Source organism: Hyphomicrobium sp. MC1 (assembly GCF_000253295.1).
In the GTDB taxonomy this organism is placed as follows: domain Bacteria; phylum Pseudomonadota; class Alphaproteobacteria; order Rhizobiales; family Hyphomicrobiaceae; genus Hyphomicrobium_B.
On record NC_015717.1, the window covers coordinates 1336305 to 1362505 of the forward strand.

The following is a 26201-nucleotide window of genomic DNA, read 5'->3' on the forward strand; positions in this document are numbered from 1 at the left end:
AATCAGCCTTCGGCCAAGGTCCGTTGCCCAGTTATGGGGCAGGTTGGCACTTTCCGTCCTACCCGTTCGTACTGTGACCGTTTCGCGCTGCAAAAGGCGCAACACGGACTTGCGGGTATGGGGTATTTTGCTAATCAGCTCAGATGGTTATGTAGTTTCGTGAAACGTGGCGCTACGTCTATCAGCCGTAGTGCGGACTTGAACATCGATCAATGCCGACGGCCCGCGAACTCGCAGTTGAGGATTGTCGGAAGGAATTGAGGGTTCGTTCGCAGAGTAGCGCCTTCGCGGTTGCGAAATCCGGCAGCGGGTTTGTCTCGGCGCTTCCAAGTCCACGCTTGCAAGCCTTCGAGCAAGGGAGGGAGTTACAACTCTCTCCCTTTTTTTATTTACGCTTTAGTTGCTGTAATCATTGAGTTTTCGCGACGGCCCCCGCGACAGAGGCGCGCTGCTGGGCGTGCATGATAGAGCTGCTCGGCGCCCCCTGGCGCAACGCACACGGATCACCTATCTACACTGTAGAAGAAAGCGGCCCGGGGGCTAATCCCGGGAGTTAGGCGGGGTTCTCCTGCCGGCTAGCTCAAAACAGGTGATACTATGAAGGCCATCGTGTTCGCTGTGTTCAACTCGCTGTCGTTCGGCTCTCAGCCGACGCGCAAAAACCAGCGGCGCGGGAACAGCCGCTAATCGAGCGGACTGTTTGACTGCACGGAAAAGGGGCCAGAGGGCCCCTTTTTTGTTTGTGCGCGACGACTCGCGTTCCGCGAGTCGGCCGTCGCGCACGGGGATGTTGCGAAAGCCGTTGCTGAGCCCAGGCGACTCCCCTGCGGGAGCCGGCCGAAGTTTTTTTGGAGGTGCTCGGCGACACGCGTTCCGCGCGCCGGCCGCCGAGCACAGGCTCGGTATCTCACCAATGGCCCGAGAGGGCGGGGGCGGAGCGGACGTTGCGGAAGACGACGTCCGGGCGCAGACGGGGGGCGGACGCCATCGCGATGATCCGTTTCTCCGTCAGGCTTCTGAGCCGACGTGAAATCATCAAATAGACCTGCTTCATACGCATCAGCCGGATGGCGTTTGGCGCCGATGACTGCTGTTCGCGGTCGATCAACTCGCGAATGCGGGCGGCTCGTTCGAGAAGGACCAAGAAGCGACGGGACATAGCTTTCCTCCGGTTCGGAATGTTGGAGGTATGTCCGGTGGAAAAAGTCGAAGCACCGGGCACACCCGATGCGGTCCGACATCGCAGCACCGTTTTGGTGCATGCCAGAGGGGCCCGGCCCCGCAATCTTCCAATGATTTAGGTGCGCTTGTGTGAGGCGCAAGTGGCCGCCCGCAAATGCCACCGAAAGATCACAATTGTGCGGCGACCGCGGCTTTTCGGGCGGCAGCAGCCTTCGGCGCGTGTCATGTTTTGGCGGGGGTCAGAGCGAGCAAATTCCGCAGGGCCGGATTGAGATTGCCGGGCCGCCAGACAAGGACATGCTCGACGGCGGGGGCGTTCTTAAGCGACAGGAACGAGACGCTGGGCACCGTCAGCTTGCGCATGGAATCGGGGACGAGTGCGACGCCGAGATTTTCCGCAACGAGATTGACGATCGTGTTCTGCAACTGCGCTTCAAGGCGAATTGCGGGGACGTAGCCGCCGCTGCGGCAGTAGTCCTCGACGGCTGTGCGCGTCGTCGTTGCAGAATCGGCGGACGTGACGATCAGCGGCTCGCCTTCGAGATCGGAGGCGTTCGCCGTCTTGCGCTGCGCGAGCGGGTGGCTGTCGTGAACAGCGAGGCAGAGCTTCTCGTGAAAGATCGGACGGGTTTCGAGGCCGTGCACGGGACCGGGTGAAAACATGATACCGGCGTCGTAACGCGCGGCCAGCACGTCTTCGACGAGAGCATTCGGCACTACTTCGCGCAGTTTTAGGTCGACGTCGGGATAGGCAGCCAGAAAGCGGCGCGCGAGCGAGGGCAAGACCGTATAGGCGGCGTGCATCATGAAGCCGATGGAGAGGCTGCCGGTCTCGCCGCGGTCGGCGCGTTTGGCGTTATTGCAGGCCTGATCGAAGGCGGCCAGCACAGCGCGTGAATCTTCGAGAAAGCCTTGGCCTGCGCGCGTCAGTGATGCGTGACGCGAACTGCGGTCGATGAGCTTGACGCCCAGTTCCTTCTCAAGTGCCGCGATCTGTCGGCTGAGCGGCGGCTGCGTCAGGTGCAGGCGCTCGGCGGCGCGTCCGAAGTGCAGCGTTTCGGCGAGCGTCACGAAATAACGCATCTGGCGAATGTCGATCATGATACTGAAAAGGTATGAATGGGTTCCAGAAACGGCATTGGATTATATCGAAGCCAAACCGTACGTATAGCGGCCTTTGTTTTCCTCAGAGCCGCATTCGATGCTGTCGACACTTCTGATCGTGCTGCCGATTTTCGCGCTGGTGCTCGCCGGGTGGCTCGCGCGGCGGATCGGCGTGCTCGGCCCGAACGCGACGACGGAGCTCAACCGGTTCGTTGTCTATCTGGCGTTGCCTGCGCTGCTGTTCGACATCACGAGCCACGCGCATTGGAGCGATCTCTGGCAGCCGGGCTTCATCGCTGTATTTGGGATCAGCACGCTGCTGATCTTTACGGTGACGGTTGCCGCGCGTCTGCGATCGCCGCGGCATCTGGCCGATGCGGCGATCGATGGGCTCAATGCCGGATATGCGAATACGGCCTACATGGGCTTTCCGATCACGCTTGCAGTGCTCGGCCAGCAGGCGTTGGCGCCGACGACGATCGCGTCGATCATTACGGTCTGCGTGGTGTTCGCCATTGCGATCGTGCTGATCGAGGTGGGGCTGCAGAGCGAGGCGCGGGCTCTGCATCTCGCGCGCAAGGTCGGCCTGTCGTTGATGCGCAATCCGCTGCTGGTGGCGCCGGTGCTCGGCGCGCTTTTTCCGGCGAGCGGATTGACGGTTCCGGTACCCGTCGAAACGTTCCTGAAGATGCTCGGAGGCGCGGCGTCGCCGTGTGCATTGGTGGCGCTCGGCTTGTTCCTCGCCGCCAAGACCGAGCAGGAAGCCGACATAACGCGCTCGACCGCAATGCTCGTCGGATTGAAGCTTGTGCTGCATCCGATCATTGCGTGGGTCTTGGCGAGCATGGTCTTTCATCTGTCGCCGACGCTGACGCGGACCGTCGTTTTGCTCGCGGCGCTGCCGACGGGAACGGGGCCTTTTATGCTCGCGGAATTTTATGCGCGCGAGGCGGCCGTTACGTCGCGCGTGATTCTCGTTTCGACAATGATCTCTGTTCTAACTGTTTCAGCATATCTCGCGATGTCGGCTTGAAGCTCGCCCGCTGCCAGAAATCATTGAGTTTTTAACTTATTCGCAAATTGTTTCAGATCACAGAATTACCCCGAAGCTGGCTTACAAGCCGTTCAAGCGCGGTTCATTGATCAAAGATCAGAATTGCGCTTCGAGGGACGAAGGGGAACTTCGATCATGAAACGCATTTTTGGCGCGGCTGTTGCCGCAGTCGCGATGACGGGGCTGGTGGCTCCCGCACACGCCGGTGGTGGTGACTTTGCTGCCGGGCTTTTTGGTGGTCTCGCAGCCGGGGCTATCATCGGCTCGACGGCGCGGCCCTATTACTACGATCCGCCGCCGCCTCCGCCGCCTGCATACTACTACGGCGGTGGTTATGGCGGTCCGTGCCATTGGGAACGCGGCCGTCGCTACTGGGATGACTATGAGGGCAGGTGGCGCTGGTCGCGCGTCCGCGTCTGCGACTAGGTTTGTCATTTGAATAACGCCTCTCCCTTAGGGAGAGGCGGACGCGGAGCGTCGGTGAGGGCGCTTCGCGACGATGAGCCTTGGTCCACGCCCATCCCCCCACTTTGGCCCTCTCCCCAACCAAGGTGAGAGAGGAATAAAAAATCAAGCAGCTTCGAGGGTCGAGAGCAGGATGCTTTCGAACACGCGGCGGCCATCGGTGCCGCCGAGAGCGCTTTCGTAAAGACGCTCGGGGTGGGGCATCATGCCGAGCACGCGGCCGGTTTCGTTGGTGATGCCGGCGATGTTGCGCTGGGCGCCGTTCGGGCAGGTCTCGGCGCTGACGGTGCCCTCGCTATCGGAATAGCGGAACGCGACGCGGCCTTCGCCTTCGAGTCGGTCCAGCGTCTCGCTGTCGGCGAAATAGTTGCCTTCGCCGTGCGCGACCGGAACCTTGATGACTTCGTCCTTGCGGTAGCACTTCGTGAAGAACGAGGTGTCGTTCTCGACCTTCAGGAACACGTCGCGGCAGATGAAGTGCAGCGAGGCGTTGCGCAGAAGCGCGCCAGGAAGCAGGCCCGACTCGCACAGGATCTGGAAGCCGTTGCAGATGCCGATGACGGGCGTTCCGGCGTTGGCCTTGGCGACGACGTCTTTCATGATCGGCGAATGCGCCGCCATCGCGCCGCAGCGCAGGTAGTCGCCGTAGGAGAAGCCGCCCGGCAGCACGATGACGTCCGAGGAGGGCACGCTGGCATCGCCATGCCAGACCATCTTCGGCGCAAAGCCCGTAACCCGCGTGATCGCGGTTTCGACGTCGCGGTCGCAGTTGGAGCCGGGAAAGACGATGACGGAAGCGCGGAGCATCCTGGATAGCCTCGGTTGGCGATTTCGATCGCTGGCAGGTGTCGTTGATTGACAGGCTTCAAGTAATGCGACTCCGGCCGCAAGTCCACTTGCGGGGCTGTCACAGTCCTTGAGGCGTTTAAGGCCCGCCGAGCGGCGACTGCTCGCGCTTTTGCTTTTCTACTTCGGCGCGGGAGGCGTTGGTCAGCCGCGTGTCCTCGGCTTTCATCGCATCGACAAGGGCCATGTATTCGGCCTGATTGCCGTAGCCGCATTCCTTGCTTTGCGCCGTCCAGACGCCGGTGACCTGTTTTATGAACTTGCGCAGGACAACGGCGGGGTGGGCGGGTTGGCCCGGTTCGGTGAAGGTGATTTCGACGCGCCAGACGTCCGGGTTTTCAACCGTGACAACATTCGGATTGGCGGCTTCCTGTTTGGCGCCCGGCAGCCATGCGGACCAGTTGCGCAGCGCCTTGAAGCCCATTTGGCAATCGAGATCGGGTGCGGCCGCAGGCTGGGAGAGCGCCGGGCTGGACCCGAGCGCTGCGATGGCCAGCGCGATCCCGAGCGTTGCCCGCATCGTCAGCCGATTTCGTAGCTGTAGTTTTCGATGACCGTGTTGGCGAGCAGGTCCTTGCACATCTGCTCGACGAGGACTTTCGCCTTGGCAGGGTCGGTTTCGGACAGATCGACTTCGATATACTTGCCCTGGCGCACGTCGCCGACGCCGGAGATGCCGAGGCCCTTGATGGCGCCTTCGATGGCTTTGCCCTGAGGATCGAGCACGCCGTTCTTCAGTGTGATTTTGATTTTGGCTTTCATCGTTGTTCCAAATTGTCATTCCGGCCGAGCGTAGCGAAGAGCCGGGACCCAGACGATGAACTCTCGCACTTTTTGATTGAGTGAGCCTGGCTCCCGGATCGGCCTTTCGGCCGTCCGGGATGACAGGTGTGTTTAGTTCGGCTTGCCGTTGATGGGCGCGACCGGGCCGTTCGACGTTGCATTCGAGGCGACAAGCACGGGGCCTGCACCACGCGGACGCGGCGTTTCGGTCAGAACGCCGAGGCGGCGGGCAACTTCCTGATAGGCTTCGAGAACGCCGCCGAGATCGCGACGGAAGCGATCCTTGTCGAGCTTGTCGCCCGACTGCGCATCCCAGAGGCGGCAGCAATCAGGACTGATCTCGTCGGCAAGAACGATCCGCACCTGCTCGTTGTCGTAGAAGCGGCCGAACTCAACCTTGAAGTCGACGAGGCGGATGCCGATGCCGAGGAAGAGGCCGACGAGGAAATCATTGATGCGCAGCGCGAGCTGCATGATCTCGTCGATTTCCTGCGGCGTGGCCCAGCCGAACGCCGTGATGTGCTCTTCCGAGACCATCGGGTCGTTCAATTCGTCCTTCTTGAAGTAGAACTCGATGATCGAGCGCGGCAGCTGCGTGCCTTCTTCGAGACCGAGGCGCGTTGCGAGCGAACCGGCTGCAACGTTGCGCACGACAACTTCGAGCGGCACGATTTCAACTTCGCGGATCAACTGCTCGCGCATGTTGAGACGCTTGATGAAATGCGTCGGCACGCCGATCTCACCGAGCTTCATGAAGATGTATTCGGAGATACGATTGTTGAGTACGCCTTTGCCTTCGATCAACGCGTGCTTCTTCGCATTGAAGGCCGTTGCGTCGTCCTTGAAATGTTGAATAAGGGTGCCGGGCTCCGGACCTTCGTAAAGGACCTTCGCCTTGCCCTCGTAGATGCGCCGACGCTTGTTCATTCCTGGACCTCTGAGGATCAACAGATTGCTCTCACTCATTGCGGTATACAGATCTTCTCACGAGTTCGTACGCTGACGCTGACGCCTTGATTTTCCAACGTGTTTTCTTCATGTCGGGAAAGGAAGGGCGCACCTTTTTCGCGCTCGGATGTCTTGGGCGGACACTAGCCGAACGAGGGGGGCGACACAATGTAGACCATGAGCCGCAGCGGTGCTTATGGTGACTAAACGCCAAGCCGTTGATTTAGCTCAGGGCGCGCGGTAACGCTGCCGTAGATATGCGTTTTGCGGGCAGCTGAAATGCTCGTAGTGCTTGCGGAAATAGAGTTAATACAACCAAGGGTCAGGCGCCGCGGGGCGCTCGGGAGATCAGGGAGCAAACGGACATGACGACCTTCAACGAGCGCGAAAAGGGCTTCGAGAATAAATTCGCTTACGACGAAGAGCTGCGCTTCAAGGCGGAAGCGCGCCGCAATCGTGCTGTCGCGGAATGGGCGGGCGCGAAGCTCGGTCTGACCGGTGATGCGCTCGACGCGTACGTCAAAGAGGTGCGCAAGGCCGACCTTCTCGAGAAGGGCGACGACGATGTCTTCCGTAAGGTCAAGGCCGACCTTACGGCGAAGGGCATCGCGGTCGACGACACCGAGCTTCGCTCGATGATGTCGGAAGCTTTGGCGAAAGCTGTTTCCGATCTCGAGTCGGCGAAGGGTTGAAGTCTTAGTTTGCGCCCGGCGACTCCCGTTCCGGGAGCCTGCCGCCGGGCGCGGACGCTAGCCTAGCTTTTTCAAGAATTGTCCGAACTGCAAAAGACCTTCCGGCCAGGGACCGTGGCCGGAGGCGATGTTGATGTGACCGCTTTCGCCCGCATCGCTGATGGTTGCGCCCCATTTGTTTGCGAGGTGCTCGGCGCGGGCGTAGCTGCAATAGAGATCGTTGTTGGCAACGACGACGTGCGCGGGAAACGGTAATTTCCGTTCGGGCATCGTCTCGAAGCCGCGCGTGCCTTTTTCCGGCGGCCAGCGCTTGCCGCCGGTGTCGGGCCAGAAATCGGCGTGATCGACGTCGGCGGGCGCCACCAGAAAGGCGCCGATGACGCCGTTTTTTCTGAGCTTGTCGGCTGCAAAGACGACGGCCGGCACACCCACGGAATGGGCAACGACGACAACCGGCTGCGTGGCGCCGCCAGCGAATTTCGCGATCCTGTCACCCCAGCTTTCGACGTCCGGGTTCTCCCAGTCATGCTGGATGACGCGGCGCGCCGTCTTGAGATTGCGCTCCCAACGGCTTTGCCAGTGATCGGGGCCGGAATCCTGCCAGCCGGGTACGATAAGAATGTCGATTTCTGATGTTTTCATGGGCGGCTCTGATTAACCGAGAGCGCCGCCGGAGGGAAGAGTGGCGGAGAGGCCGAAAACGGGTTCCCGCGGTGCAGCGGGAATGCGCGGAATTTTTTCCGCGTGATCGGGCAATCGGAAGGCACTCGCGCTGGGAACCGGACGGCAGGCATGACGTTGCCCGGTGACACATAGTCCGTACCGTGAGGAGACGCCCCCCATGAAAGTCGAAAACCTCGAAGACCTATTCAATCATACGCTCGAAGACATTTACTTCGCCGAAACGAAGCTGGTGAAGGCGCTGCCGAAGATGGCCAAGGCAGCGGATTCCGCGCAGCTTGCCAAAGCCTTCATGGGACATCTCGAAGAGACGAAAGAGCATGTCACGCGTCTGGAAGAGGTGTTCACGAAGCTCGGCCGCAAGCCGAAGGCGACGGAGTGCCCGGCGATCAAGGGTATTCTGACGGAAGGCGAGGAGCTGATGTCGGAGATCAAGGATGCCGATACGCGCGACGCGGCGATGATCGCGGCGGGGCAGGCGGCGGAGCATTACGAGATCACACGCTACGGCACGCTCGTGTCGTGGGCGAAGCTGCTCGGCCACAAAGACCTCGCAACCATTCTCGAAAAAACGCTGAAGGAAGAATACGCAGCCGACGACAAGCTGACGAAGCTTGCCGAAAGCAAACTCAACAAGGAAGCGGCGTAAATTCTTTTTCTTTCCGGTCGTTTTTGAGTTGGCAGCATCGGCATCGTAACCATTCGACGTGCCGATGCTGACACATGCGAAAAGCGCATATACTCTGCCCACATATTCCGATTGATGTTTTGAGTTGATGTTGGGCAGGGGCAATATGCGCGAAATTTTCGCGTTGGCGGCGTGCGCCTTTGTGTTGTTGCTCGGCGCAAGAGACGCGCACGCACAATCCGCATCGGTGGTTGAACGCGAGGATGCAGAGCGTTTTTGCCCTCTCGTCTCTAAGCAACTGGCGGCAAAAGCGGCTGAAGCCGTCAAGACGATGAGCCATTGCGAAGTCTACTGTAGCGGATGCGGCTGCAAGGGTGGTCCTGGGTATCGCAGTAACAGCACGGGGCACTGTGTCGGCTGGAAAGACATCGTCTCGGTGTGCGGTCCGCCCCCTCATGCGCGGTGCACGCGAGAATGCGCGCCGGTTGTGGCGGGTTGCGTCGGGCGCGCATGGGTGAAGGTGCTTGCCGCCAAGATGGGTCTTGCAGCTCCGCTGTTTCTTCCTGGAACGAAGAAAGCAGATTCCGCGGATCGTCAGAGTGGAAATCCGGATACAAAGCATAGCGCCCCGGAAACGCTCATGGACCAAAAGGCGGGTGCTGCAACGTCATCTCAGCCTTGCGGCACGAAGAGAACGTGCCGCGAAATGTCGAGCTGTGAGGAAGCGCGCCACTATCTTCGCGACTGCGGCTTGAGGCGTCTTGATGGAGATGGCGACGGCGTTCCCTGCAACAGCCTGTGCCGAGGGCGCTAGAACTTATCGTCCATGGCGAGCGGCGGGGCGATGGGGGCGGAGACGAGATAGAGAACGTAGGTCGCGCCGCCGCTGCCGTTGTGGCGGGTCAGCGTGCCGATCTTCTCGATCTTACCGAACTTGCTCTTGAGCAGCGGAAGATCGACGCGGCGTTCAAGCTCGACGTAGAGCGCGGGCCGGTTGACGACGGTTTCGGGTAGCGAAGGTAGAAAGGCGTAGCGGATGCGCTCGTCGAGCTGCGCGACGGGACTGCGGACTTTGATGGCGGACATGAGCTGGCCTGTCGTGGCGTAGCTGGATGTTGCCAGCCACGCTGCGCCGGTTTCCTCACGTTTCTTTTCGATGGCGTCAGCGAGCGCGGGCCAGCCGCGCATCTGTTCTGTCGGGTCTTTGGGAGAACTGAATAACGGGTGCAGCGCGTGGATGTAGATCACGGAGGTCATCGCAAAACCGAGCGCGAGTGCCGAGATAAACGCGGTGCGGCGCCACGCGACGGGAAGCGCTGCCACACCGAGCGCCGCGCAGATGGCGAATGATGGATAGAGCGGTCCGGGCCAATTGCCCTGCACACGATCGTGCAGCGCGTGAATACAAAAATAGAGCAGCATCGGCACGATGGCCGCGGCCAGCAGAACATCGCTTCGGCTGCGATCCGATATCGCTCGGCGCAGGACGCCGATGAAGCCGCCGAGCGCGAGAAGAGCGATCAGCGGGCTTTCCAGGAGCGCGAAGCCCCCGATCAGTTCGACGAGGTAGCCGACACCCGCTTTACCTTCGCGGCCGACGCGGCCGAACTGCTTGATGAAGGAGACCCAGCCGTGCTCGGCGTTCCAGATCACGACCGGGCTCGCGATCAGTGCCGCCATGATGCCGCCGACCCAAAGTTCAGGCGCACGAAACCATTTCCGATTGTCGGGCGTGGCGAGAAGCCAGAGCAGGATCGTCGCGCCGAGAAAGAGGTTGGTGTATTTCGAGACAAGGCCAAGTCCGGCGAACAGGCCGATGGCAAGCCACCACCTGGCGTTACGGCTGCGGTCGAGTTCGGCTAAACCCCAGACGACGAGACCGGCGAAAAGAACGCTAGGCAAATCCGGCGTGACGATGATGCCGCCGACGGCGAGCAGGGGCATCGCGAGCAGGAACCAGACGGCGCGGCGGCCGATGTCGGGGCCGTAGAGAAGATAGGCCGTTCGCCAGAGTACCGCGGTGCCCAGAAGCAGGATGATCGGTGCGAGCAGGCGGACACCCAACGTGCTGTCGCCTGCGATGGCGCGTCCGGCCCCGATGACCCAGGCGATCATCGGCGGGTGATCGAGATAAGAGAGCGACGGGGCGAGCGACCAGATCCGATAGTAGGCCTCATCGTCGACGAGGCCCGTGAAGCTTGCGATAGCGAAGCGCACCGCCGTCAAGCCGAGCAGGACGGCCAGCAAGACATTGTTCGCGGCGAGACCGTTGCGCGGTCCTGCGGCCGGATGAATTCTGCTCGGCGCTGGCGATGCCGCGACGTCCATCAGCGCCGCCACGTCAACGCTGAGCTTGCTGCGTAATTGAAGACGGCGGCCATCAGTGCACCAGCGATGCCTGCGCGCCACCAGTTCGGATCGTGATTGTAGACGAGATCGGCGACGCCGATGTTCGCCAGCGTGCCGACGCTGCAAACGACATAGAACGTCAGCAGGCCGCTTATTATGTCGACACCTGAAAGGCGGCGATCACGGAACGTCAGGGCATTGTTCAAGAAGAAGTTGAAGGTCATGGCAACGAACGCGGCGAAGATCTGCGCCTCATTGAATGAGGCACGGGCCAAGACGATAGCGCTGCGCAGCGCCGCGAGGTGAATGATGAGGCCCGTTGCGCCGACCAGCGCGAACAGGAAGAAGCGCGGGGGAACGAGGTTGCCGGTCGTTTTTGTAAGCAGGAGGCCGAGGAAGTCGGCGATGACCAGACCGTCGAGCTTCGACTGGCCGACCTTGCGCGGACGGAACACGTAGGGCTTTTCGGAGACGCGAACGCCTGAGGGAGCGGACGCCAGAATATCGAGCAGCAGCTTGAAGCCGCCGGGAGAGAGTTTTGGAGCGATGGTATCGATAATGCTGCGCTTCAACATGAAGAAGCCGCTCATCGGATCGCTGACGTTGGTCTTGAGCAGCATGTTTGTCAGCGTGGTCGCGAGCATGCTCGATACGCGACGCGTCGCCGAGAAGCCTTCGCTGGCATCGCCGGTCTGATCGTAGCGTGTGCCGATGACGATGTCGGATTTGCCCGTCTCGATATCGCGCAGCATGTCGGGCAGGAGCTTTTCGTCATGCTGAAGGTCGGCATCGACCACGGCGACGATGTCGGCGCCGGACGCCAGCATGCCTTCGATCACCGCACCCGCCAGTCCTCGGCGGCCGACGCGACGCAGGGCACGGACGCGGCCATCGTGGGCGCCGATTGAGCGGATGGTGCTCATCGTGCCGTCGGGACTGTCATCGTCGACGAAGATGACTTCCCAGTTGATGCCGGCAAGCGCGGCATCGAGCGCCGAAATCATCGACGCGATATTGCCGGCTTCGCAGTATGTCGGCACAACGACCGACAGCTGTAGGCGCGCGGGTAAATTCGCTGCGCGAGGCGGGCGTTCTGTCTGCGTTTCAGTCATTACCACAGGCGCTGTCCCGTCAAAGGATCTTGTATTTTCTCGCCACGCCGGGCGTCGCGCTTTCGTGCGATCGTCCGAAAGACAAGATAAATGGCTACTACCGTCAGCGCCATCGTTACGCCGGCGAAGATCACGTCGGACAGAAAATGTGCGCCTTGCGATATGCGAATGAAGCCCGCGAGCAGTCCGAAGGCGACGCCGGCTGCGACGAGGGCGCCACCGATAGCAGGAAAAATAAAGGCGGAAGCGAAGAATGTTGCGTACATCATCGATGCTTCACCCGCGACGAACGAGCAATTGCGGCGGCATTGATCCGACCGAACGATGGGCAGGGAATACTTTTTCGAGCCGCCGAACTCTTTGATTTGAACGGGGCGAGCGCGGCCCCAGCCATCCTTCAGCATTACATTGCCGACGAGGCCCGGTCCGAGCGCGAGGCAGGCGGCGAGGAAAAGCCATCGCACGAAGCCGAGGCCAAACACGTCAGACTTCAGAACGGAGGAGGCGATCAAGCCGATCACGTTCACGACGCAGACGGCGATAAAGGAAAAATAGAGGGTGAGGCGGACGTAGTCGGCCAACGTCCTGGGTGCGCCACCGGCGAAGACACCGCCGCCTTTGCCGGAAAAGACGCCGTTGCCGAGGTAGAAATATCCGGATGTTGCGAGATCGAGCTGCGGGTACAGGCAAAACAGCAGACCCGCTACAATGGCGACGATCAGCGCACCCCAGAGCAGGATGGAGACGATATTGCCGTGGGCGTCTCGCTCCTGTCGTCCCAATCCGGATTGTGCCGTCATGATCCTCATCGGGTTCCCCGCCCCTCCGTCAGAGGTTCGCTTAGACTTTCGGTCTCAAGATGTCACGCGGAAGCGTTTCAAAGGCGAATTGGCCTAGGCCGTGCCTTGCTCGATCGGTCGTAGGCGTTCGGCGTCGAGCGCCTCAAAAACGATTTGAACACAGGCGGCTGTGATCGCCATTAGAACTCCGGCGAAGACGACGTCGGACAGGAAATGGCCGCCTTGTGCCATTCGCGTCAGGCCGGAGAGACTGCCGAAGACGATGCCCAGCGTGGCAAATTTTCGCGAACGCGATTTGAACAGAAGGGCGGCAGCGAACATGACGATGTAGATCGAGGAAGCCTCTCCCGAGACGAACGAGCAGTTATAGTCACATTGACCAGAGGGCTGGAACGGCGGCGTGAAGGCCTTCGAGCCGGCAAATTCAACGATCTGGCGCGGGCGGGCGCGGCCCCAATGATCCTTGAAGCCCAGATTGGTGACGACAAGCGGTCCGGTGACCAGACAGAGCGCGACGAACAGCCAGTTCCGCATTGAAAGGTCGAGCCACGGTCTGGCGTGGCGAGCGGCCATCACCAGGCCGACGACCGTCAGTGTGCAAACCAGATAGAAGAAGATCTGGAATGCCAAGCGGAGCAGCAGAAACACGTCGAGCTCATTGCCGATGAAGTGGCGATCGCCGACGTAGAATAAGCGAGCGACGACGAGATCGATGTCGGGTGCGAATACGAACAGTATCATCGCGAGTGCGCCGACCGTCAGCGCGCCGCGGAGCATAGCCGTTGCCGTTACGGGCGGCCGGGCAACGGCTTCGTCACTGTCATCGCCACGCTCATGCCAATCGAACGCAAAGTTCGGCGCCCACATCCCCGACTGTCCTGATTTTCCCCCAAAACTGCGGGTACCGTTATCAGTCGGCGTGTCAGAGGCATGTCGGTTTGATTACGGATTGGTGACAATAGCGAGTGCGCGGCTAGCCGTGTCTCAGGTCACCTCTCCCTTATTAGGGAGAGGTGCTTTTCTTGCCACTTCAAGCCGATCCGAACACGCGCTTGAAGATCGTGTCGACGTGGGCGGTGTGGTAGTCGAGGTCGAACATGGCATCGAGGTCGGCGGGCGAGATTTTCGTCGTCACGTCCTTGTCCGCCTTCAACTCGGCCAGGAAGTCCTTGCCTTGCTCCCAGGTCTTCATGGCGTTGCGCTGAACGAGGGCGTAGGAGTCTTCGCGGCTGAGGCCAGCCTGCGTCAAAGCTAGCAGTACGCGCTGCGAATTGTGCAGGCCGCCGAGCTTGTCGAGATTCTTCTTCATGTTCTCGGGGTAGACGACGAGCTTCTCGATGACGCCGGCCAAACGGGCGAGCGCGAAGTCGAGCGTCACCGTTGCGTCGGGGCCGATCATGCGTTCGACGCTCGAATGCGAGATGTCGCGCTCGTGCCAGAGGGCAACGTTCTCCATTGCCGGAATGGCGTAGGCGCGGACCATGCGGGCAAGACCCGTCAGGTTTTCCGACAACACGGGATTGCGCTTGTGGGGCATGGCCGACGAGCCCTTCTGGCCCGGCGAGAAATACTCTTCGGCTTCGAGCACCTCGGTACGCTGCAGGTGGCGGACCTCGATTGCGAGGCGCTCCATGCTGGAGGCAATGACGCCGAGGGTGGCGAAATACATCGCGTGGCGGTCACGCGGGATGATCTGCGTCGAGACGGGCTCTGGAACGAGGCCCATCTGCTCGGCCACGTATTCCTCGATGCGCGGATCGACGTTGGCGAAGGTACCGACGGCTCCGGAGATGGCGCAGGTCGCGACTTCCTTCCGGGCGGCGACGAGACGTTCACGCGCGCGCTGGAATTCCGCATAGGCGAAGGCGAGCTTGATGCCGAATGTGGTCGGCTCCGCGTGGATGCCGTGGCTGCGGCCGATCGTGATCGTGTTCTTGTGCTCGAAGGCGCGGGTCTTCAGCGCAGCGAGCAGCCGGTCCAGATCGGCGAGCAGCAGATCGGCGGCGCGGACCAATTGCACGTTGAGGCAGGTATCGAGGACGTCCGACGACGTCATGCCCTGGTGGACAAACCGGGCTTCCGGACCGACGTGCTCGGCGAGATGGGTCAGGAAGGCGATCACGTCATGTTTCGTGACTGCTTCGATTTCGTCGATGCGCTTCACGTCGAAGACGGCGGCCGAACCTTTTTCCCAGATTTTTTTTGCCGCGGCCTCGGGAATGATGCCGAGCTTGGCGCTGGCGGTCGCGGCGTGGGCCTCGATTTCGAACCAGATACGGAAACGGGTTTCGGGCTCCCAGATGCGGGTCATCTCGGGGCGGGAGTAGCGGGGAATCATTGAGCTAAATCCTTGATGCAACGCGGGAGGCGTAGCAGACGTGCAACGGCGCATCAATCTCAAGGCTGCCCAATGCCGCCGTCTGGGGGTGAGGGCCGCGCCATTCATGCTGAGATCTCGCGTGCTGCTTCGCAGCTAACGCTTTGCAACAATTCGTGAAGAGTTATCCAAAAGTCGCCCGCGTGCCGCCACGAATTGCTGGGCTAATCGACAGATTACGAGGGTGGCAATTCTGTTTCTTGTTCAGGCTGTATTCAGGGCAGATTAGTCACACTCGCAGAAATCGTCGGTGCACGTTCGAATCTGCCGTTCTTTTCGGAGATGGGTGCGCCTACATTCGAAGACCCAAGGAAGTAATGAGTCGAGGCGTTTTCAGGCGGGCTGGAAAAGCCCCCTGCGCTTCAGAAAGAATCAAAAGCGGGAGACTAAACGGATATGTCGGAACAGATGGGCAGCGGGGATCTTGCTGAATTGGTCCATCAGATGGAGCAATCGGAAGACGATCCGCGCCAGTGCTACGCGCTTGTCAAAGAGAGAATTAGCGAATTCCGGGATTCAGGTCGTGCCGTTCCGGACGAATTGAAGAAGCTCGAAAGGCGCTTCATGACGGAATGCATGCTGGCCTCGCAAGGCCGGTGAGGGACGTCGCATCGCAGGTCCGAGAGAACCTGCTCTCAATTTCATTTGGTCAATACATTTGGAAATGATCGAGGCTGACTGGCGCGAGTGTTCGCGCGAGGCGGCCTCTTTTCTTATGGCTCCTTTTGCGGGCTGACCTTGGCCGCGGCGCGGTCCCGATGGTGGCCGAGCTCTTCTGTTCGATAAAAGTGGGCAAGGCCCGCGGGCGACGCCAGCCTGATCTTCGGCAGGTTGATAGCATCGAACGTCGCGCGGTTGCGTTGGCGGTTCTTTCGGGTGGTGACCGCGATATGGCGGATCATCTCCCATTTCACGCTGTCCTGGCCGCCCTCCAGCGCTCCCACGCGTTCGCGCTCGAACCATGAGCGGCGCAAGTAGCGAAACAGGCTCGTGAGGGTGGAGGCGTCGAGCTGGATGACGCCTGTCGCCCGCGCGAGGCGCTGCGGCAGCAAGCGGGAATAGTTGCCATCCATGACCCAACGCTCCTGCAGGATGGCGGCGTCATGCAGGACTTTGAATTCCTCGTCGGGCCGTTCCTGCCAATCCGTTTGGGGCAGATGGCGAAGCTGGTCCAGATGGACGGGGACAAGGCCGCGCGCTCGCGCGATCGCGGCCGTGAGGGAGGACTTGCCGCTGTTGGACGGACCCATGATGCAGATGCGGGGTCCGAGATCGTCGAGCGTCACTGCCAGGCCTCCGTGATTGCGGTGATACCGCAGCGGTCTGCGCCTGCAAGGAGACGGGCCCGTCAGCTAAAAGATGCTGAGATCACAAGACGTTATGCGTGCCGTCGCAATAGGGTTCGTCGTCGGTGGCCTTGCAGCCGCAGAGATTGAATGTGCCGGTCCGGTCCGGGACGAAACGCAAGGGCTCGAAAGACGTCCCCTCATGCGAGCCGTCGCAGAACGGCTGCGTCTTCGAGCGACCGCAACGGCAATACCAATATTCCTGCCCTTCCGTCAGCTCGACTTGGAAAGGACTCGTTTGGGCGACGACGGCCTCGTCGGACATGGCATGCTCCATTATTGGCTCGGGGGCTCAGGCCCCCTGGCTCGTTCGAAGTTTAGACTCGCTATAAGGTTTGAGCGTGCGGGGCAAGGCTACAGCTGGACGCGGAATAAGCTGAATTTCTGACATCGGTCGTCGGCGCTGCCTAACATCTGGGCGGGCAAAATTATTCGGCAGCCCGGTTGTAGACATCGGCAAAGGCCTGGGCGAAGCTCGGCGCGAGCGGGAGACTCTGTTCATCGGCGCGACGGGGGGGCTTTGCGGCCTGCAGGTGCACGGAGGACCCTCACGATGGCGGCCGCAAGGCCATAGCAGCCCGGACCTCTTACTGCGCGGGGGGACGTTCACATGAGGGGACCATTTCAGATGTCAGATCTGTTTCGGAAGAAACCTGTCGGCTATGACGGTGCCGACTACGGGCTGAAGCGCGTCTTGAGCGCCTTCGATCTGACGCTGCTTGGGATCGGCGCGATCATCGGTACCGGTATTTTCGTGCTGACCGGGCATGCTGCCGCAACTCAGTCGGGGCCTGCGGTCGTGTTGTCGTTCATCGTGGCAGGCGTCGCCTGCGCCTTTGCGGCGTTGTCCTATTCGGAACTCGCGGCTTCGGTGGGTGGCAGCGGAAGCGCCTATGGCTACAGTTATGCGGCGTTCGGTGAACTCATCGCCTGGATCATCGCGTGGGACCTGATCCTCGAATATGGCGTTTCGGTTGCGACAGTCGCTAACGGCTGGTCGGGCTATTTCAATAATGCGTTGACGGCAATCGGGATCGGATTGCCCGAGCAATTCACCAAGGGACCGTTCGACGGGGGCGTGGTCAATATACCGGCGATCATCGTCATCCTTATTTTGATGGTTCTGCTGATCATCGGTGTGAAGGAGACCGCACGGATCAATGCGGCTGCCGTGGGAATTAAGCTTTTAGCCGTTGCGATCTTTGTCGGGGTCGCAGCCTTTAACGTGCATCCGGCGAACTGGTCGCCGTTCCTGCCGTTCGGCTGGTTCAGTCATAATGGGGAGGGGCAGCCGGTGGGCGTTCTCGCCGGGGCTTCGCTCGTTTTCTTCGCATATGTCGGCTTCGACGCCGTTTCGACGGCCGTCGAGGAGGCGCGTGATCCGCAGCGCGACGTTCCGATCGGAATTCTCTCGGCCCTGGCCTTTTGCACGATCATTTACATTATCGTCTCGGCGTTGATGACAGGGATCGTGCCGTATCAATCGCTTAACGTGCCTTCGCCGGCGTCGTCGGCGCTCCTTCAAATCGGGCACGATGCCGCTGCAGGTCTGGTCGCCGCCGGGGTTATTTTCGGACTGACGACCGTGATGCTCGTGCTCTATTACGGGCTGACGCGGATCATCACCAACGTGTCTCGCGATGGGTTGTTGCCGCCCTATTTTGGTGTCGTCCATCCTCGGACACAGACCCCTGTCCGCACGACGGTGTTGACGGGCATCGTGATGGCCGTCATGGCGGGTCTCATCCCGCTTGGCGTACTGGCAGAACTCGTCAATATCGGAACGTTGGCAGCGTTTGTGCTGGTCTGCGCGGGCGTTATTACGCTGCGCACCTCCCACCCCAATCTGCATCGTCCGTTCAAGACGCCGGGGGGCATTATTCTGCCCGCGCTCGGCGTGCTCTCGTGCGGAGCATTGATCGCGTTCCTGCCGTTTGAAACGCACCTGCGCTTTATCGTTTGGCTGGCGCTGGGTCTGATCATCTACTTCGTCTATTCGGTCAAGCACAGTCGCCTCGCGACCGCATAGGGTTAAGGCGTCATCGAATAGTCATATAAAAACCCTTCCGCCGCAGGCGGCGCCGACTGGAAAAACGTCGGCGCCGGGGTTAGGGTCGCGCCGACTCGGCTGCCGGGAGGCCGTTTCGCGCCACCCGGGCCGATACCAAGGACAATCGACAATGGACTGCGACAGTCGCAGTGATGCTTCGCTTTCGCCAGCATCCTCCAGGCGCACCTGATGGCATAGGTGGCTCGGTCGGCTGCGCGGTGGCCGTCAACCGAAAGAGAGCCCGATGCTGCGCAGCTATCGTCGCGAAAACTCACACATCGTCCTGCAGCACGAAGGTATTCCGGCCGACGGTGTAGCTCCCATTCCGGGGCAAGCGGTCTGGATCGATCTTTACAATCCGGCGCCGCAGGACAATCGTTTCGTCGAGCAGCTTTTGTCGATCGATCTGCCGACGCGCGAGGAGATGCAGGAGATCGAGGTTTCGGCGCGTCTCTATCAGGAGGACGGCGCGGAGTTCATGACGCTGACGGCCGCGTCGCAGCTCGAAACTGACGAGCCGATGACGTCGCCGATTACGTTCGTGCTGAAGGGCAGCACTCTGGTGACGATGCGCTACGCCGAGCCCAAGGCGTTCGCCAATTTTGTGACGCGCGCGCAGCGTCCCAACAACGTGCCGGTCGCCAACGGCGAGCAGATCATGATGGGCCTGATCGAGGCGCTGCTCGACCGCATGGCGGACGCGCTGGAGCGGGTCGGCACGAATATCGATCAGGTTTCGCGGCAGGTCTTCCGCAAAGGCAAGATGAAGGCGGCGCCGTCGAGCGACGATCTGCAGCTTGCGATCGAGCGCATCGGCCAGGACGGCGACCTGCTGACGAAGGTTCGCGAAAGTCTCGTCAGCATCAACCGCGTGCTGACGTATCACACCAATGTCGATCAGCAGGTCGACAAGAAGGTGACGAAGGAAGCGAAGGCGCGCACCAAGGTGCTCTATCGCGATGTCGTCGCCTTGACCGATCAGGCGACGTTCCTGTCGAGCAAGGTGAACTTCCTGCTCGACGCGACGCTGGGGCTCATCAACCTGCAGCAGAACCAGATCATCAAGATTTTCTCGGTGGCTGCCGTAGTGTTTCTGCCGCCGACGCTGGTTGCGTCGATCTACGGCATGAACTTCGAGGACATGCCGGAATTGAAATGGCTGTTCGGGTATCCGTGGGCGCTGGCGATGATGGTCGTCTCAGCGATCCTGCCGTACCTCTACTTCAAGCGGCGCAGGTGGCTTTAATGATTGGCATCGGGGACACGCGTTCCGCGCGCCGGCTGCCGATGCCGACGAAATGTCTGAAGGGGAGCCGGCCGGAAGCGCCGGCTGTGTTTCGTCGTCCTTAAGCTGGACAGCGGCGATAACCATCCGCGCGCGAGCCGCTGATCGGGGCACAGCATTATCGACCCTGTCATGCCGACGCAGGTCGGTACCCAGACAAGCATCCAAATTCTCATTGTGAATGGCTGACGGGATCCCGGCCTGCGCCGGGATGACGGAGTGTTTGTAAACTTGTGAGCAGCGGGCGTCCTGGCAGTGTGAGCTAGGACTCGAGCAAGCGGCGCGCGGCTTTGTCGGGGGACATGGTGCCGGAGAGAACGGCGTCGGCGAGAGGGTCGAGGCCGTCCTTGCCGCCGGCTTTGATGCGAGCGGCGACGATGTCGGCGGCGGCGCGGGCGATGAGGTAGCGCGCGCGGCGGCGGCGGCGATGCAGGGCGCCACCCGCAACGACGCGCTTGCCGATGGTATCGAAGGCGTCGACAAGCTGGCCCACTCCGTCGCCGTTGATGGCGCTCGTCTTCAGTACCGGCACCTTCTCGTTTGGCATCGCGCGGATCGACAGCGCGCCGATCAACTGCTGCATCGTCTGTTCGGCGCCCGGGCGGTCGGCCTTGTTGACGACGATGATATCGGCGATTTCGAGCAGGCCCGACTTCATCGCCTGGATATCGTCGCCCAGGCCTGGCGCTGCGATGACGACGCGAATGTCGGCGACCTCCGCGACGTCGATTTCGTTCTGACCGGTGCCCACGGTTTCAAGAAGTACGATGTCGAAGCCCGCGCCGTCGAGGGCGTCGACGATACGGACCGCAGCCGGCGACAGGCCGCCGAGATAGCCGCGTGAGGCGAGCGAGCGGACGAAGACGCCGTCATCATCGAGTGCGGCGGTCATGCGGATGCGGTCACCGAGAATGGCGCCCCCCGAGATCGGGCTCGATGGATCGACGGCGATGACGCCGACGCTGCGACCCTGCTGTCTCAGATGCGCGATGACGGCGTTGACAAGGGTCGATTTGCCGGCGCCCGGCGGTCCGGTGAAGCCGACGACGAGGGCGTGGCCGAGGTGCGGCTGCAAAGCCTGAAGCAGGCCCGGCGCGGCTGCCGATAGGCGTTCGAGCTCGGTGATTACGGTCGCAATGGCGCGGCGCTCGCCGGCCCGCATGCGGTTAACGTAACCGGCGATATCGGCGTCGCTGATGCGGGCGGCTGGGGGAGGTGTTTCTGCGGTCGTCTTGGCCATAAGCGCTGATAAAAGGGAAGCGGCCGGAAGGCAACGGTTAGGATGTTTTGGCAGGCGGTAGTGCACTTCCTCCACAGGCCGGGGCGTGCATTCCCGGACGTCCTATGCAACGCTCGCTTCCAACGGGGGAATGGGGGAGTGAGACGGGTGTTAAACGTCAACCGGGCAGCCGCACCGGCACATGCCGGGTCGGCATCTCATTATCGGACCTGTTCCGGAGAATGTTTTCAATGCCAGCCTAGCGTTTGCTCGTCATCGCGCTTGGAACGAGCCTCTGCCGCAGAAGACAGCATTATCCGATTTCTTCGAACGCGAGCGGCACGTTTTGCCGGTGTTGGCCAAGCTCGACGCGATGCCGAATGTTCGAGTCCTCTATCTGCATCTGCTTCTCTGTGATGAGCTGGTCTGCCGCTACGGCAAGAGCGGACGTCCGCTCTATCGGGACGCAAATCACCTCAACGCTGATGGGCTCGCCGAGCTTGCGAGCTTCTATCCGAAGCTGTTTGCGTCCGATGCGATGGGTTTTGATCGAACAGTCGACAGCGCCTTTTCTTCCGAGATGGCAAGTCGCGGCCTCTAGAACTTCCGCAGCAGCTCCTGCTCTTTGCTCTCCGACGTCGGGGCGGCCTTGCCGAGGATGGTGGGCAGGATCTCTTCCGCCGTATCGACGACTGAGAAATGGACATCCAGTCCGGCGCGAATGAAGGTTTCGGCCTTCATGTGATCGAGCAGGTTCAGGAATGGATTCCAGAAGCCGTTGATGTTGGCAACGACGATGGGCTTGGAATGGCGTCCGAGCTGCGACCACGTCAACTGCTCGACGAGTTCTTCAAGCGTGCCGACGCCGCCGGGAAGCGCCACAAAGGCGTCTGCGCGGTCGAACATCAGCTGCTTACGGACGTGCATGTTCTCGACGACGATCAATTCGTCGACATCCTGCAGCATGTGCTCGCGGCTGCCGAGAAATTCCGGGATGATCCCCGTTACCTTGCCGCCCGCTCCGAGCGCGGCGCGCGCGACTTCGCCCATCAGGCCGAGACTGCCGCCGCCATAGATCAAGCGGATGCCGTTATCGGCGAGCGTCTTGCCGAGCTTTCGCGCTGCGATGGTATAGGCGGTATCGAGGCCTTTGCCAGAGCCGCAGTAGACGCAGACGCCTTCAATCCTGGCGGGCGTTTCAGATTTCAGAGCTGAATTTTGGATGGTCTTGCTGTCGGCCGGTTTCGTGACCGGCATTTTTGTCATTTCGTTCATAAGTATTCCGATCTCAGACGATCTGTCTGCATTATTTAGTGTCGCCGCGCCGCTCTGCCCAGGTGCGCCGGAGGGTGCCACCCTCAGATGTCTCATGTGACCGTTGTGAGCATCCGGTCACGCTTCCGAATCAATCCACGGTCATTACGCCGGGAAGCATGGCGCCGCTACAAGACGTGTGCTTAGGTCCCTTAATATAGGGGCTACAAGGCGATGTTATGAAGGACGGGGAACCTTCAGAAACGGCAGTGAAAACGGCGTTTCGTTACGCTCGAACGGGCGCTGCTGCGGGCCTTCTCGTCTCCGCGGCGCTGTTGGCGTTGCCGCTCGATGCTGCCAGTGACCGGCCGGACGCAGAGCGGGGGCTATCGCTGCCGGTTATCGACCGAAATTTTCGCGCTGTGGTCGCTCTCAATGACGAGGACACGCTGGAGTCTGCGCAGGCCTCGCAGCGCGTGGTGGCGCAGGATGCTCCGGATGAGATACAGGCCCAGGCGGACACTCCGGCGCAGCCCGATCCGAGCGACAAGCAAACGCCGTGGCAAACGCGCGAGCTAGGATTGGTCGATCGCCTGCAGGATTGGCTGGCGCGTGCCAATCGCGAGTTTCAGGGCGTCATCATCCGGCGATTGTCGGTCGCGCCTCCAGGCGGGGGCGGCGACGACATCGCGCGCAAGCTGGAACAGGTAAAAGAGGAAGACGCCGAAACGGCGCGGCAGCATGCAGAGGAGGCCATCCTCGCGGCACAGGCGAAGCGGGCAGCCGACATCAAGCATAGCCAGGAGCTGGCGGACGAAGCGAAACGCAAGGCTGACGCAGCCGAGGCCGAACTGAAGGCCGAGGACGAGGCGGCGAAACGCAAAGCGGCGGCGCTGGCGGAAGCGCAGCGTCGCGAGAGCGAGCGTCTCGAGGCCGAAGCAAAACGTATCGAAGACCAGCAGCGACAGGCGGAAGAGCAGCGCAAGGCCGACGAGCAGAAGCGTCTCGAAGCGGCACGTCTGGCAGCACAGGCGCAGCATGACGCCGAGGAAAAAGCTGCCGCCGAAAAGAAGGCCGCTGACGAAGCGGCGCGCGAGGCGGCTGCGAAAGCCGAAGCTGAGCGTCAGACTCAGGAAGCGAAAGCCCGCGAACTCGCCGACGAGCAGCGCCGTCGTGAGGAAGAAGAGCATCGGCGCGCTTTGGCCGAGGCCGCGTCTGCGAAGGCTGCAGAGGAGAAAGCCAAGCAGGAAGCCGCCGCCCGTGCCGCCGCTGAAAGGCAGCGGGTTGCCGAAGAAGAAGCGCAGAAAGCGCGGATCGCGAAAGAGGCCGAGGAAAAAGCTCAGGCGGAAGCCGCTGCGAAGGAAGCCGCCGAGAAGCAGCGCCTCGCCCAAGAGGAAGCTGCTGCCGCCAAAGTAGCGGCAGAAAAAGCCCAGCAGGAAAAGCAACGGCTCGCAGACGAGGAAGCGGCGAAGGCGGTTGCCGCGAAGGTTGCGGCGGAACAGCAGCGTCTCGCTGAGGAAGAGGCAGCAAAAGCTGCTGCTGCAAAGGCCGCCGAGGACAAGGCCAAACAGGAGGCTGCGGCAAAGGAAGCGGCGGACCGTCAGCGCATTGCCGAAGAAGAAGCCGCGAAAGTGGCTGCGGCGAAGACCGCCCAGGCGAAGACTGCCGCGGCTTCACCGCCTGTCGCCGACCGCCAAACGCCCGCCATCGAGGCGAAGACGCCTAAGGCGCATGCCATCCGGGAGGCCCGAAACACGCACGTTGCGCACGGCCCGGTCGTCAAGCGCTGGGTGCGTCGGGCGCGCGTCCGCCGTGCCGCGCCGAGCCAATGCCGATATGCCGGGCGCAAGGCGTTCGTGCCGGGCCGTTACGTCGTCGCGCGCGGCGATACGCTGTGGCGGATCGCGCTCCGCCACTACCGCAACGGCCTCTATTACATCCGCATCTATCGCGCCAATCGCGACACGATTCGCAATCCGAACCGGATCTATCCGTGCCAGACCATTTATCTGCCGCGAAAGCGGGGGTGATGGACTTTCCAGCCGGTTGACCCTATTTCAGGCCGAATGCAGAGAACTTCCGTCAGCGTGCGCGCGCCCCGAAGCGGGCTTTTGGCGCGCCTTATTCCGTCCACCGAAACATCTCGGGTTTTGAGGGCCTTGTGGCCCTATGTCTGGCCGCAGGACCGGCCGGATCTGCGGCGCACTGTGGTCTGGTCGTTCGTCATCGTCGTCATTGCGAAAGCGGTGACGGTCGGCGTGCCGTTTACGTTGAAGTGGGCGACGGACGCTCTGGTCGCTGCGTCGGGCGGCCATGTCGCATCGAACCAGACGCTGCCGTGGCTCGTCGGTGCGCCAGTGCTGGCTGTGCTGTTCTACGGCATCGCCCGCATCGTGATGGCGCTGTTGGTGCAGATCCGTGAAGGCATGTTCGCGCGCGTCGCGATGCATGCAGTACGCAAGCTCGCCTTGTCGACATTCGAGCACATGCACCGGCTGTCGCTGCGGTTCCATCTCGAACGCAAGACGGGCGGTCTGACGCGTGTGCTCGAACGCGGACGCACCGGCATCGAAAACATCAGCCGTATGGCGCTGATGACGCTGATCCCGACGATCGTCGAGTTCTTCATGATCATCGCAGTGTGTGCGTATGAATTCGACTGGCGCTACATTGTGACCATCGTCGGCATGATCGCTGCGTATCTGTGGTTCACGATCCGAGCGACCGATTGGCGGCTGTCGATCCGCCGCGTGATGAACGAGAGCGACACTGACGCCAACACCAAGGCGATCGACAGTCTGCTGAATTACGAGACGGTGAAATATTTCGGCGCCGAGGGCCGCGAAGCCGGGCGCTACGACAAGTCGATGGCTGCTTACGAGAAGGCGAGCATCAAGACCTACACGTCGCTCGCGGTGTTGAACTCAGGGCAAGCGGTCATCTTCACGATTGCGCTGACGATCTGCCTCGTGATGGCGGCGAACGATGTCGTCGCCGGCAAGGATACCGTCGGGCATTTCGCGATGGTGAACCTGCTGATGTTGCAGCTCTTCATGCCGCTGAACTTCATGGGCATGGTCTATCGCGAGATCAAGCAGGGGCTGACCGACATCGAACGCATGATGGAGGTGCTGGAGCAGAATCCGGAAGTTGCGGATCGGCCGGGCGCGAAGCGGCTCGATGTTTCGGGCGGCGCGATCCGGTTCGATCATGTTCGCTTCGGCTACGATCCTGAGCGCATTATTCTGAAAGACGTATCGTTCGAAGTGCCGGCGGGACAGATGGTCGCCATCGTTGGGCCGTCGGGTGCGGGCAAGTCGACGGTCGGGCGGCTGCTGTTGCGTTTCTATGATGTAACGAGCGGGCGTATTCTGATCGACGGGCAGGACTTGCGCGACGTGACGCAAGCCTCGCTGCGGGCGGCGATCGGCGTGGTGCCGCAGGATACGGTGTTGTTCAACGATACGATTTTCTACAACATCAAGTATGGCCGCGCCGACGCCACGGACGAAGAGGTTTACGCAGCGGCGAAGCTGGCGCAGATCGACGATTTCGTGCGGGCGCTTCCCGACGGCTACGAAACGATGGTCGGCGAGCGCGGGTTGAAACTCTCGGGCGGCGAAAAGCAGCGTGTTGCGATTGCGCGGACGATTTTGAAGTCGCCGCCGATCCTGCTGCTGGACGAGGCAACGAGCGCGCTCGACAGCCATACGGAAAAGGAAATTCAGGACGCGCTCGACCGTGTGTCGAAGGACCGGACGACGGTGGTCATCGCGCACCGTCTATCGACCATCGTGCATGCGGACATGATTTTGGTGTTCGAAGATGGACGCGTTGCGGAGCAGGGAACGCACGTCGAGTTGATCGCCAAGAACGGGCTTTATGCGAGCCTGTGGGCGCGTCAGCGGCAGGCGGAGAAAGCGCGTGAGGATCTCGTGCATGCGCTGGAAGAGGCTGGCGAGCTGCCGCGGCGCTCCGATGTCAACGACGCGTCGTTACTGGAGCGCGCCGAGCAAGAGTAGGCGC

At 61.3% G+C, this 26201-nt stretch carries 27 protein-coding genes; 11 read left to right on the top strand and 16 right to left on the bottom strand.

Going from position 1 to position 26201, the window contains the following annotated elements:
- Nucleotides 1-907 precede the first annotated feature (907 nt).
- Both HYPMC_RS06535 and HYPMC_RS06540 read right to left on the bottom strand, forming a co-directional pair.
- Entirely contained in the window at nucleotides 908-1159 is a 252-nt protein-coding gene (locus HYPMC_RS06535) for a hypothetical protein (RefSeq protein WP_013947063.1), read from the bottom strand.
- A 245-nt stretch (nucleotides 1160-1404) separates the two neighbouring features.
- Nucleotides 1405-2283, bottom strand: a complete 879-nt coding sequence (locus tag HYPMC_RS06540; protein ID WP_013947064.1) for a LysR substrate-binding domain-containing protein — start codon at nucleotides 2281-2283, stop codon at nucleotides 1405-1407.
- A 100-nt stretch (nucleotides 2284-2383) separates the two neighbouring features.
- Between HYPMC_RS06540 and HYPMC_RS06545 the strand changes: the two genes are divergently transcribed.
- Nucleotides 2384-3319, top strand: coding sequence for an AEC family transporter (locus HYPMC_RS06545; protein WP_013947065.1), 936 nt, complete (start codon nucleotides 2384-2386; stop codon nucleotides 3317-3319).
- Between the two features lie 156 nt (nucleotides 3320-3475).
- Complete coding sequence (locus HYPMC_RS06550) at nucleotides 3476-3766, top strand: hypothetical protein (protein ID WP_013947066.1); 291 nt, start codon at nucleotides 3476-3478, stop codon at nucleotides 3764-3766.
- 144 nt (nucleotides 3767-3910) lie between these two features.
- Here the strand turns inward: HYPMC_RS06550 and purQ are convergent, their stop codons facing one another.
- The 4 genes from purQ to purC all read right to left on the bottom strand — a co-directional run bounded on the left by purQ (nucleotide 3911) and on the right by purC (nucleotide 6361).
- Nucleotides 3911-4612, bottom strand: coding sequence for a phosphoribosylformylglycinamidine synthase subunit PurQ (purQ, locus tag HYPMC_RS06555; RefSeq protein WP_013947067.1), 702 nt, complete (start codon nucleotides 4610-4612; stop codon nucleotides 3911-3913).
- 118 nt (nucleotides 4613-4730) lie between these two features.
- Nucleotides 4731-5171: a hypothetical protein gene (locus HYPMC_RS06560; RefSeq protein WP_013947068.1), complete on the bottom strand. Its 441-nt coding sequence runs from the start codon at nucleotides 5169-5171 to the stop codon at nucleotides 4731-4733.
- 2 nt (nucleotides 5172-5173) lie between these two features.
- Entirely contained in the window at nucleotides 5174-5413 is a 240-nt protein-coding gene (gene purS / locus HYPMC_RS06565; protein ID WP_013947069.1) for a phosphoribosylformylglycinamidine synthase subunit PurS, read from the bottom strand.
- Between the two features lie 132 nt (nucleotides 5414-5545).
- Nucleotides 5546-6361 (bottom strand): phosphoribosylaminoimidazolesuccinocarboxamide synthase, encoded by an 816-nt coding sequence (gene purC, locus HYPMC_RS06570; protein WP_013947070.1) that lies wholly within the window; start codon nucleotides 6359-6361, stop codon nucleotides 5546-5548.
- 386 nt (nucleotides 6362-6747) lie between these two features.
- Here purC and HYPMC_RS06575 point away from each other — a divergent pair, with 386 nt between their 5' ends.
- Complete coding sequence (locus tag HYPMC_RS06575; protein ID WP_013947072.1) at nucleotides 6748-7074, top strand: DUF1476 domain-containing protein; 327 nt, start codon at nucleotides 6748-6750, stop codon at nucleotides 7072-7074.
- Nucleotides 7075-7131: 57 nt separating this feature from the next.
- Here HYPMC_RS06575 and HYPMC_RS06580 read toward each other — a convergent pair whose 3' ends face one another.
- Nucleotides 7132-7716 carry an alpha/beta hydrolase gene (locus tag HYPMC_RS06580; protein ID WP_013947073.1) on the bottom strand — a complete coding sequence of 195 codons (585 nt, stop codon included), beginning with the start codon at nucleotides 7714-7716 and terminating at the stop codon, nucleotides 7132-7134.
- A 199-nt stretch (nucleotides 7717-7915) separates the two neighbouring features.
- On the opposite strand from HYPMC_RS06580, the gene HYPMC_RS06585 reads away from it, so the two are divergent.
- Together HYPMC_RS06585 and HYPMC_RS24985 are read left to right on the top strand one after the other, a co-directional pair.
- Nucleotides 7916-8404, top strand: a complete 489-nt coding sequence (locus tag HYPMC_RS06585) for a ferritin-like domain-containing protein (RefSeq protein WP_013947074.1) — start codon at nucleotides 7916-7918, stop codon at nucleotides 8402-8404.
- A 619-nt stretch (nucleotides 8405-9023) separates the two neighbouring features.
- Nucleotides 9024-9197, top strand: coding sequence for an excalibur calcium-binding domain-containing protein (locus tag HYPMC_RS24985; protein ID WP_371199592.1), 174 nt, complete (start codon nucleotides 9024-9026; stop codon nucleotides 9195-9197).
- Here the strand turns inward: HYPMC_RS24985 and HYPMC_RS06595 are convergent.
- From HYPMC_RS06595 to purB, 5 genes are all read right to left on the bottom strand, one after another.
- Nucleotides 9194-10711: a glycosyltransferase family 39 protein gene (locus HYPMC_RS06595; RefSeq protein ID WP_013947076.1), complete on the bottom strand. Its 1518-nt coding sequence runs from the start codon at nucleotides 10709-10711 to the stop codon at nucleotides 9194-9196. The two genes, HYPMC_RS24985 and HYPMC_RS06595, sit on opposite strands and share 4 nt — an antisense overlap.
- Nucleotides 10711-11844, bottom strand: coding sequence for a glycosyltransferase family 2 protein (locus HYPMC_RS06600; protein ID WP_013947077.1), 1134 nt, complete (start codon nucleotides 11842-11844; stop codon nucleotides 10711-10713). Before HYPMC_RS06600 ends, HYPMC_RS06595 begins: the two co-directional genes overlap by 1 nt.
- A complete protein-coding gene (locus tag HYPMC_RS06605; protein WP_013947078.1) occupies nucleotides 11844-12653 on the bottom strand; it encodes a phosphatase PAP2 family protein in 810 nt (269 codons plus the stop codon). The genes HYPMC_RS06600 and HYPMC_RS06605 overlap by 1 nt, the downstream gene beginning before the upstream one ends.
- A gap of 84 nt (nucleotides 12654-12737) precedes the next feature.
- Nucleotides 12738-13511 carry a phosphatase PAP2 family protein gene (locus tag HYPMC_RS06610; RefSeq protein WP_013947079.1) on the bottom strand — a complete coding sequence of 258 codons (774 nt, stop codon included), beginning with the start codon at nucleotides 13509-13511 and terminating at the stop codon, nucleotides 12738-12740.
- A 163-nt stretch (nucleotides 13512-13674) separates the two neighbouring features.
- The gene (gene purB, locus HYPMC_RS06615) at nucleotides 13675-14982 is read right to left on the bottom strand and encodes an adenylosuccinate lyase (RefSeq protein ID WP_013947080.1); all 1308 of its coding nucleotides are present in this window, start codon (nucleotides 14980-14982) and stop codon (nucleotides 13675-13677) included.
- Between the two features lie 435 nt (nucleotides 14983-15417).
- Here purB and HYPMC_RS06620 point away from each other — a divergent pair, with 435 nt between their 5' ends.
- On the top strand, nucleotides 15418-15621 hold the full coding sequence (locus HYPMC_RS06620) for a hypothetical protein (RefSeq protein ID WP_013947081.1): 204 nt from the start codon (nucleotides 15418-15420) through the stop codon (nucleotides 15619-15621).
- A 113-nt stretch (nucleotides 15622-15734) separates the two neighbouring features.
- On the opposite strand, the gene HYPMC_RS06625 is transcribed toward HYPMC_RS06620, so the two are convergent.
- Both HYPMC_RS06625 and HYPMC_RS06630 read right to left on the bottom strand, forming a co-directional pair.
- Nucleotides 15735-16307, bottom strand: coding sequence for an ATPase AAA (locus HYPMC_RS06625; RefSeq protein WP_013947082.1), 573 nt, complete (start codon nucleotides 16305-16307; stop codon nucleotides 15735-15737).
- A gap of 82 nt (nucleotides 16308-16389) precedes the next feature.
- A complete protein-coding gene (locus HYPMC_RS06630) occupies nucleotides 16390-16632 on the bottom strand; it encodes a CDGSH iron-sulfur domain-containing protein (protein ID WP_013947083.1) in 243 nt (80 codons plus the stop codon).
- Between the two features lie 363 nt (nucleotides 16633-16995).
- On the opposite strand from HYPMC_RS06630, the gene HYPMC_RS06635 reads away from it, so the two are divergent.
- Together HYPMC_RS06635 and corA are read left to right on the top strand one after the other, a co-directional pair.
- Complete coding sequence (locus HYPMC_RS06635) at nucleotides 16996-18396, top strand: amino acid permease (RefSeq protein WP_024275650.1); 1401 nt, start codon at nucleotides 16996-16998, stop codon at nucleotides 18394-18396.
- Nucleotides 18397-18661: 265 nt separating this feature from the next.
- The gene (gene corA / locus HYPMC_RS06640; protein WP_013947085.1) at nucleotides 18662-19663 is read left to right on the top strand and encodes a magnesium/cobalt transporter CorA; all 1002 of its coding nucleotides are present in this window, start codon (nucleotides 18662-18664) and stop codon (nucleotides 19661-19663) included.
- 301 nt (nucleotides 19664-19964) lie between these two features.
- On the opposite strand, the gene meaB is transcribed toward corA, so the two are convergent.
- Complete coding sequence (meaB, locus tag HYPMC_RS06645; RefSeq protein WP_013947086.1) at nucleotides 19965-20942, bottom strand: methylmalonyl Co-A mutase-associated GTPase MeaB; 978 nt, start codon at nucleotides 20940-20942, stop codon at nucleotides 19965-19967.
- Between the two features lie 181 nt (nucleotides 20943-21123).
- On the opposite strand from meaB, the gene HYPMC_RS06650 reads away from it, so the two are divergent.
- Nucleotides 21124-21522, top strand: a complete 399-nt coding sequence (locus HYPMC_RS06650) for an SGNH hydrolase domain-containing protein (RefSeq protein ID WP_013947087.1) — start codon at nucleotides 21124-21126, stop codon at nucleotides 21520-21522.
- On the opposite strand, the gene HYPMC_RS06655 is transcribed toward HYPMC_RS06650, so the two are convergent.
- On the bottom strand, nucleotides 21519-22196 hold the full coding sequence (locus tag HYPMC_RS06655; RefSeq protein WP_013947088.1) for a TIGR00730 family Rossman fold protein: 678 nt from the start codon (nucleotides 22194-22196) through the stop codon (nucleotides 21519-21521). The two genes, HYPMC_RS06650 and HYPMC_RS06655, sit on opposite strands and share 4 nt — an antisense overlap.
- Nucleotides 22197-22444: 248 nt before the next feature.
- On the opposite strand from HYPMC_RS06655, the gene HYPMC_RS23145 reads away from it, so the two are divergent.
- Together HYPMC_RS23145 and HYPMC_RS06665 are read left to right on the top strand one after the other, a co-directional pair.
- Nucleotides 22445-24205 (top strand): LysM peptidoglycan-binding domain-containing protein, encoded by a 1761-nt coding sequence (locus HYPMC_RS23145; protein WP_157135407.1) that lies wholly within the window; start codon nucleotides 22445-22447, stop codon nucleotides 24203-24205.
- Nucleotides 24206-24241: 36 nt separating this feature from the next.
- Nucleotides 24242-26197, top strand: coding sequence for an ABC transporter ATP-binding protein/permease (locus HYPMC_RS06665; protein ID WP_013947090.1), 1956 nt, complete (start codon nucleotides 24242-24244; stop codon nucleotides 26195-26197).
- Nucleotides 26198-26201 lie beyond the last annotated feature (4 nt).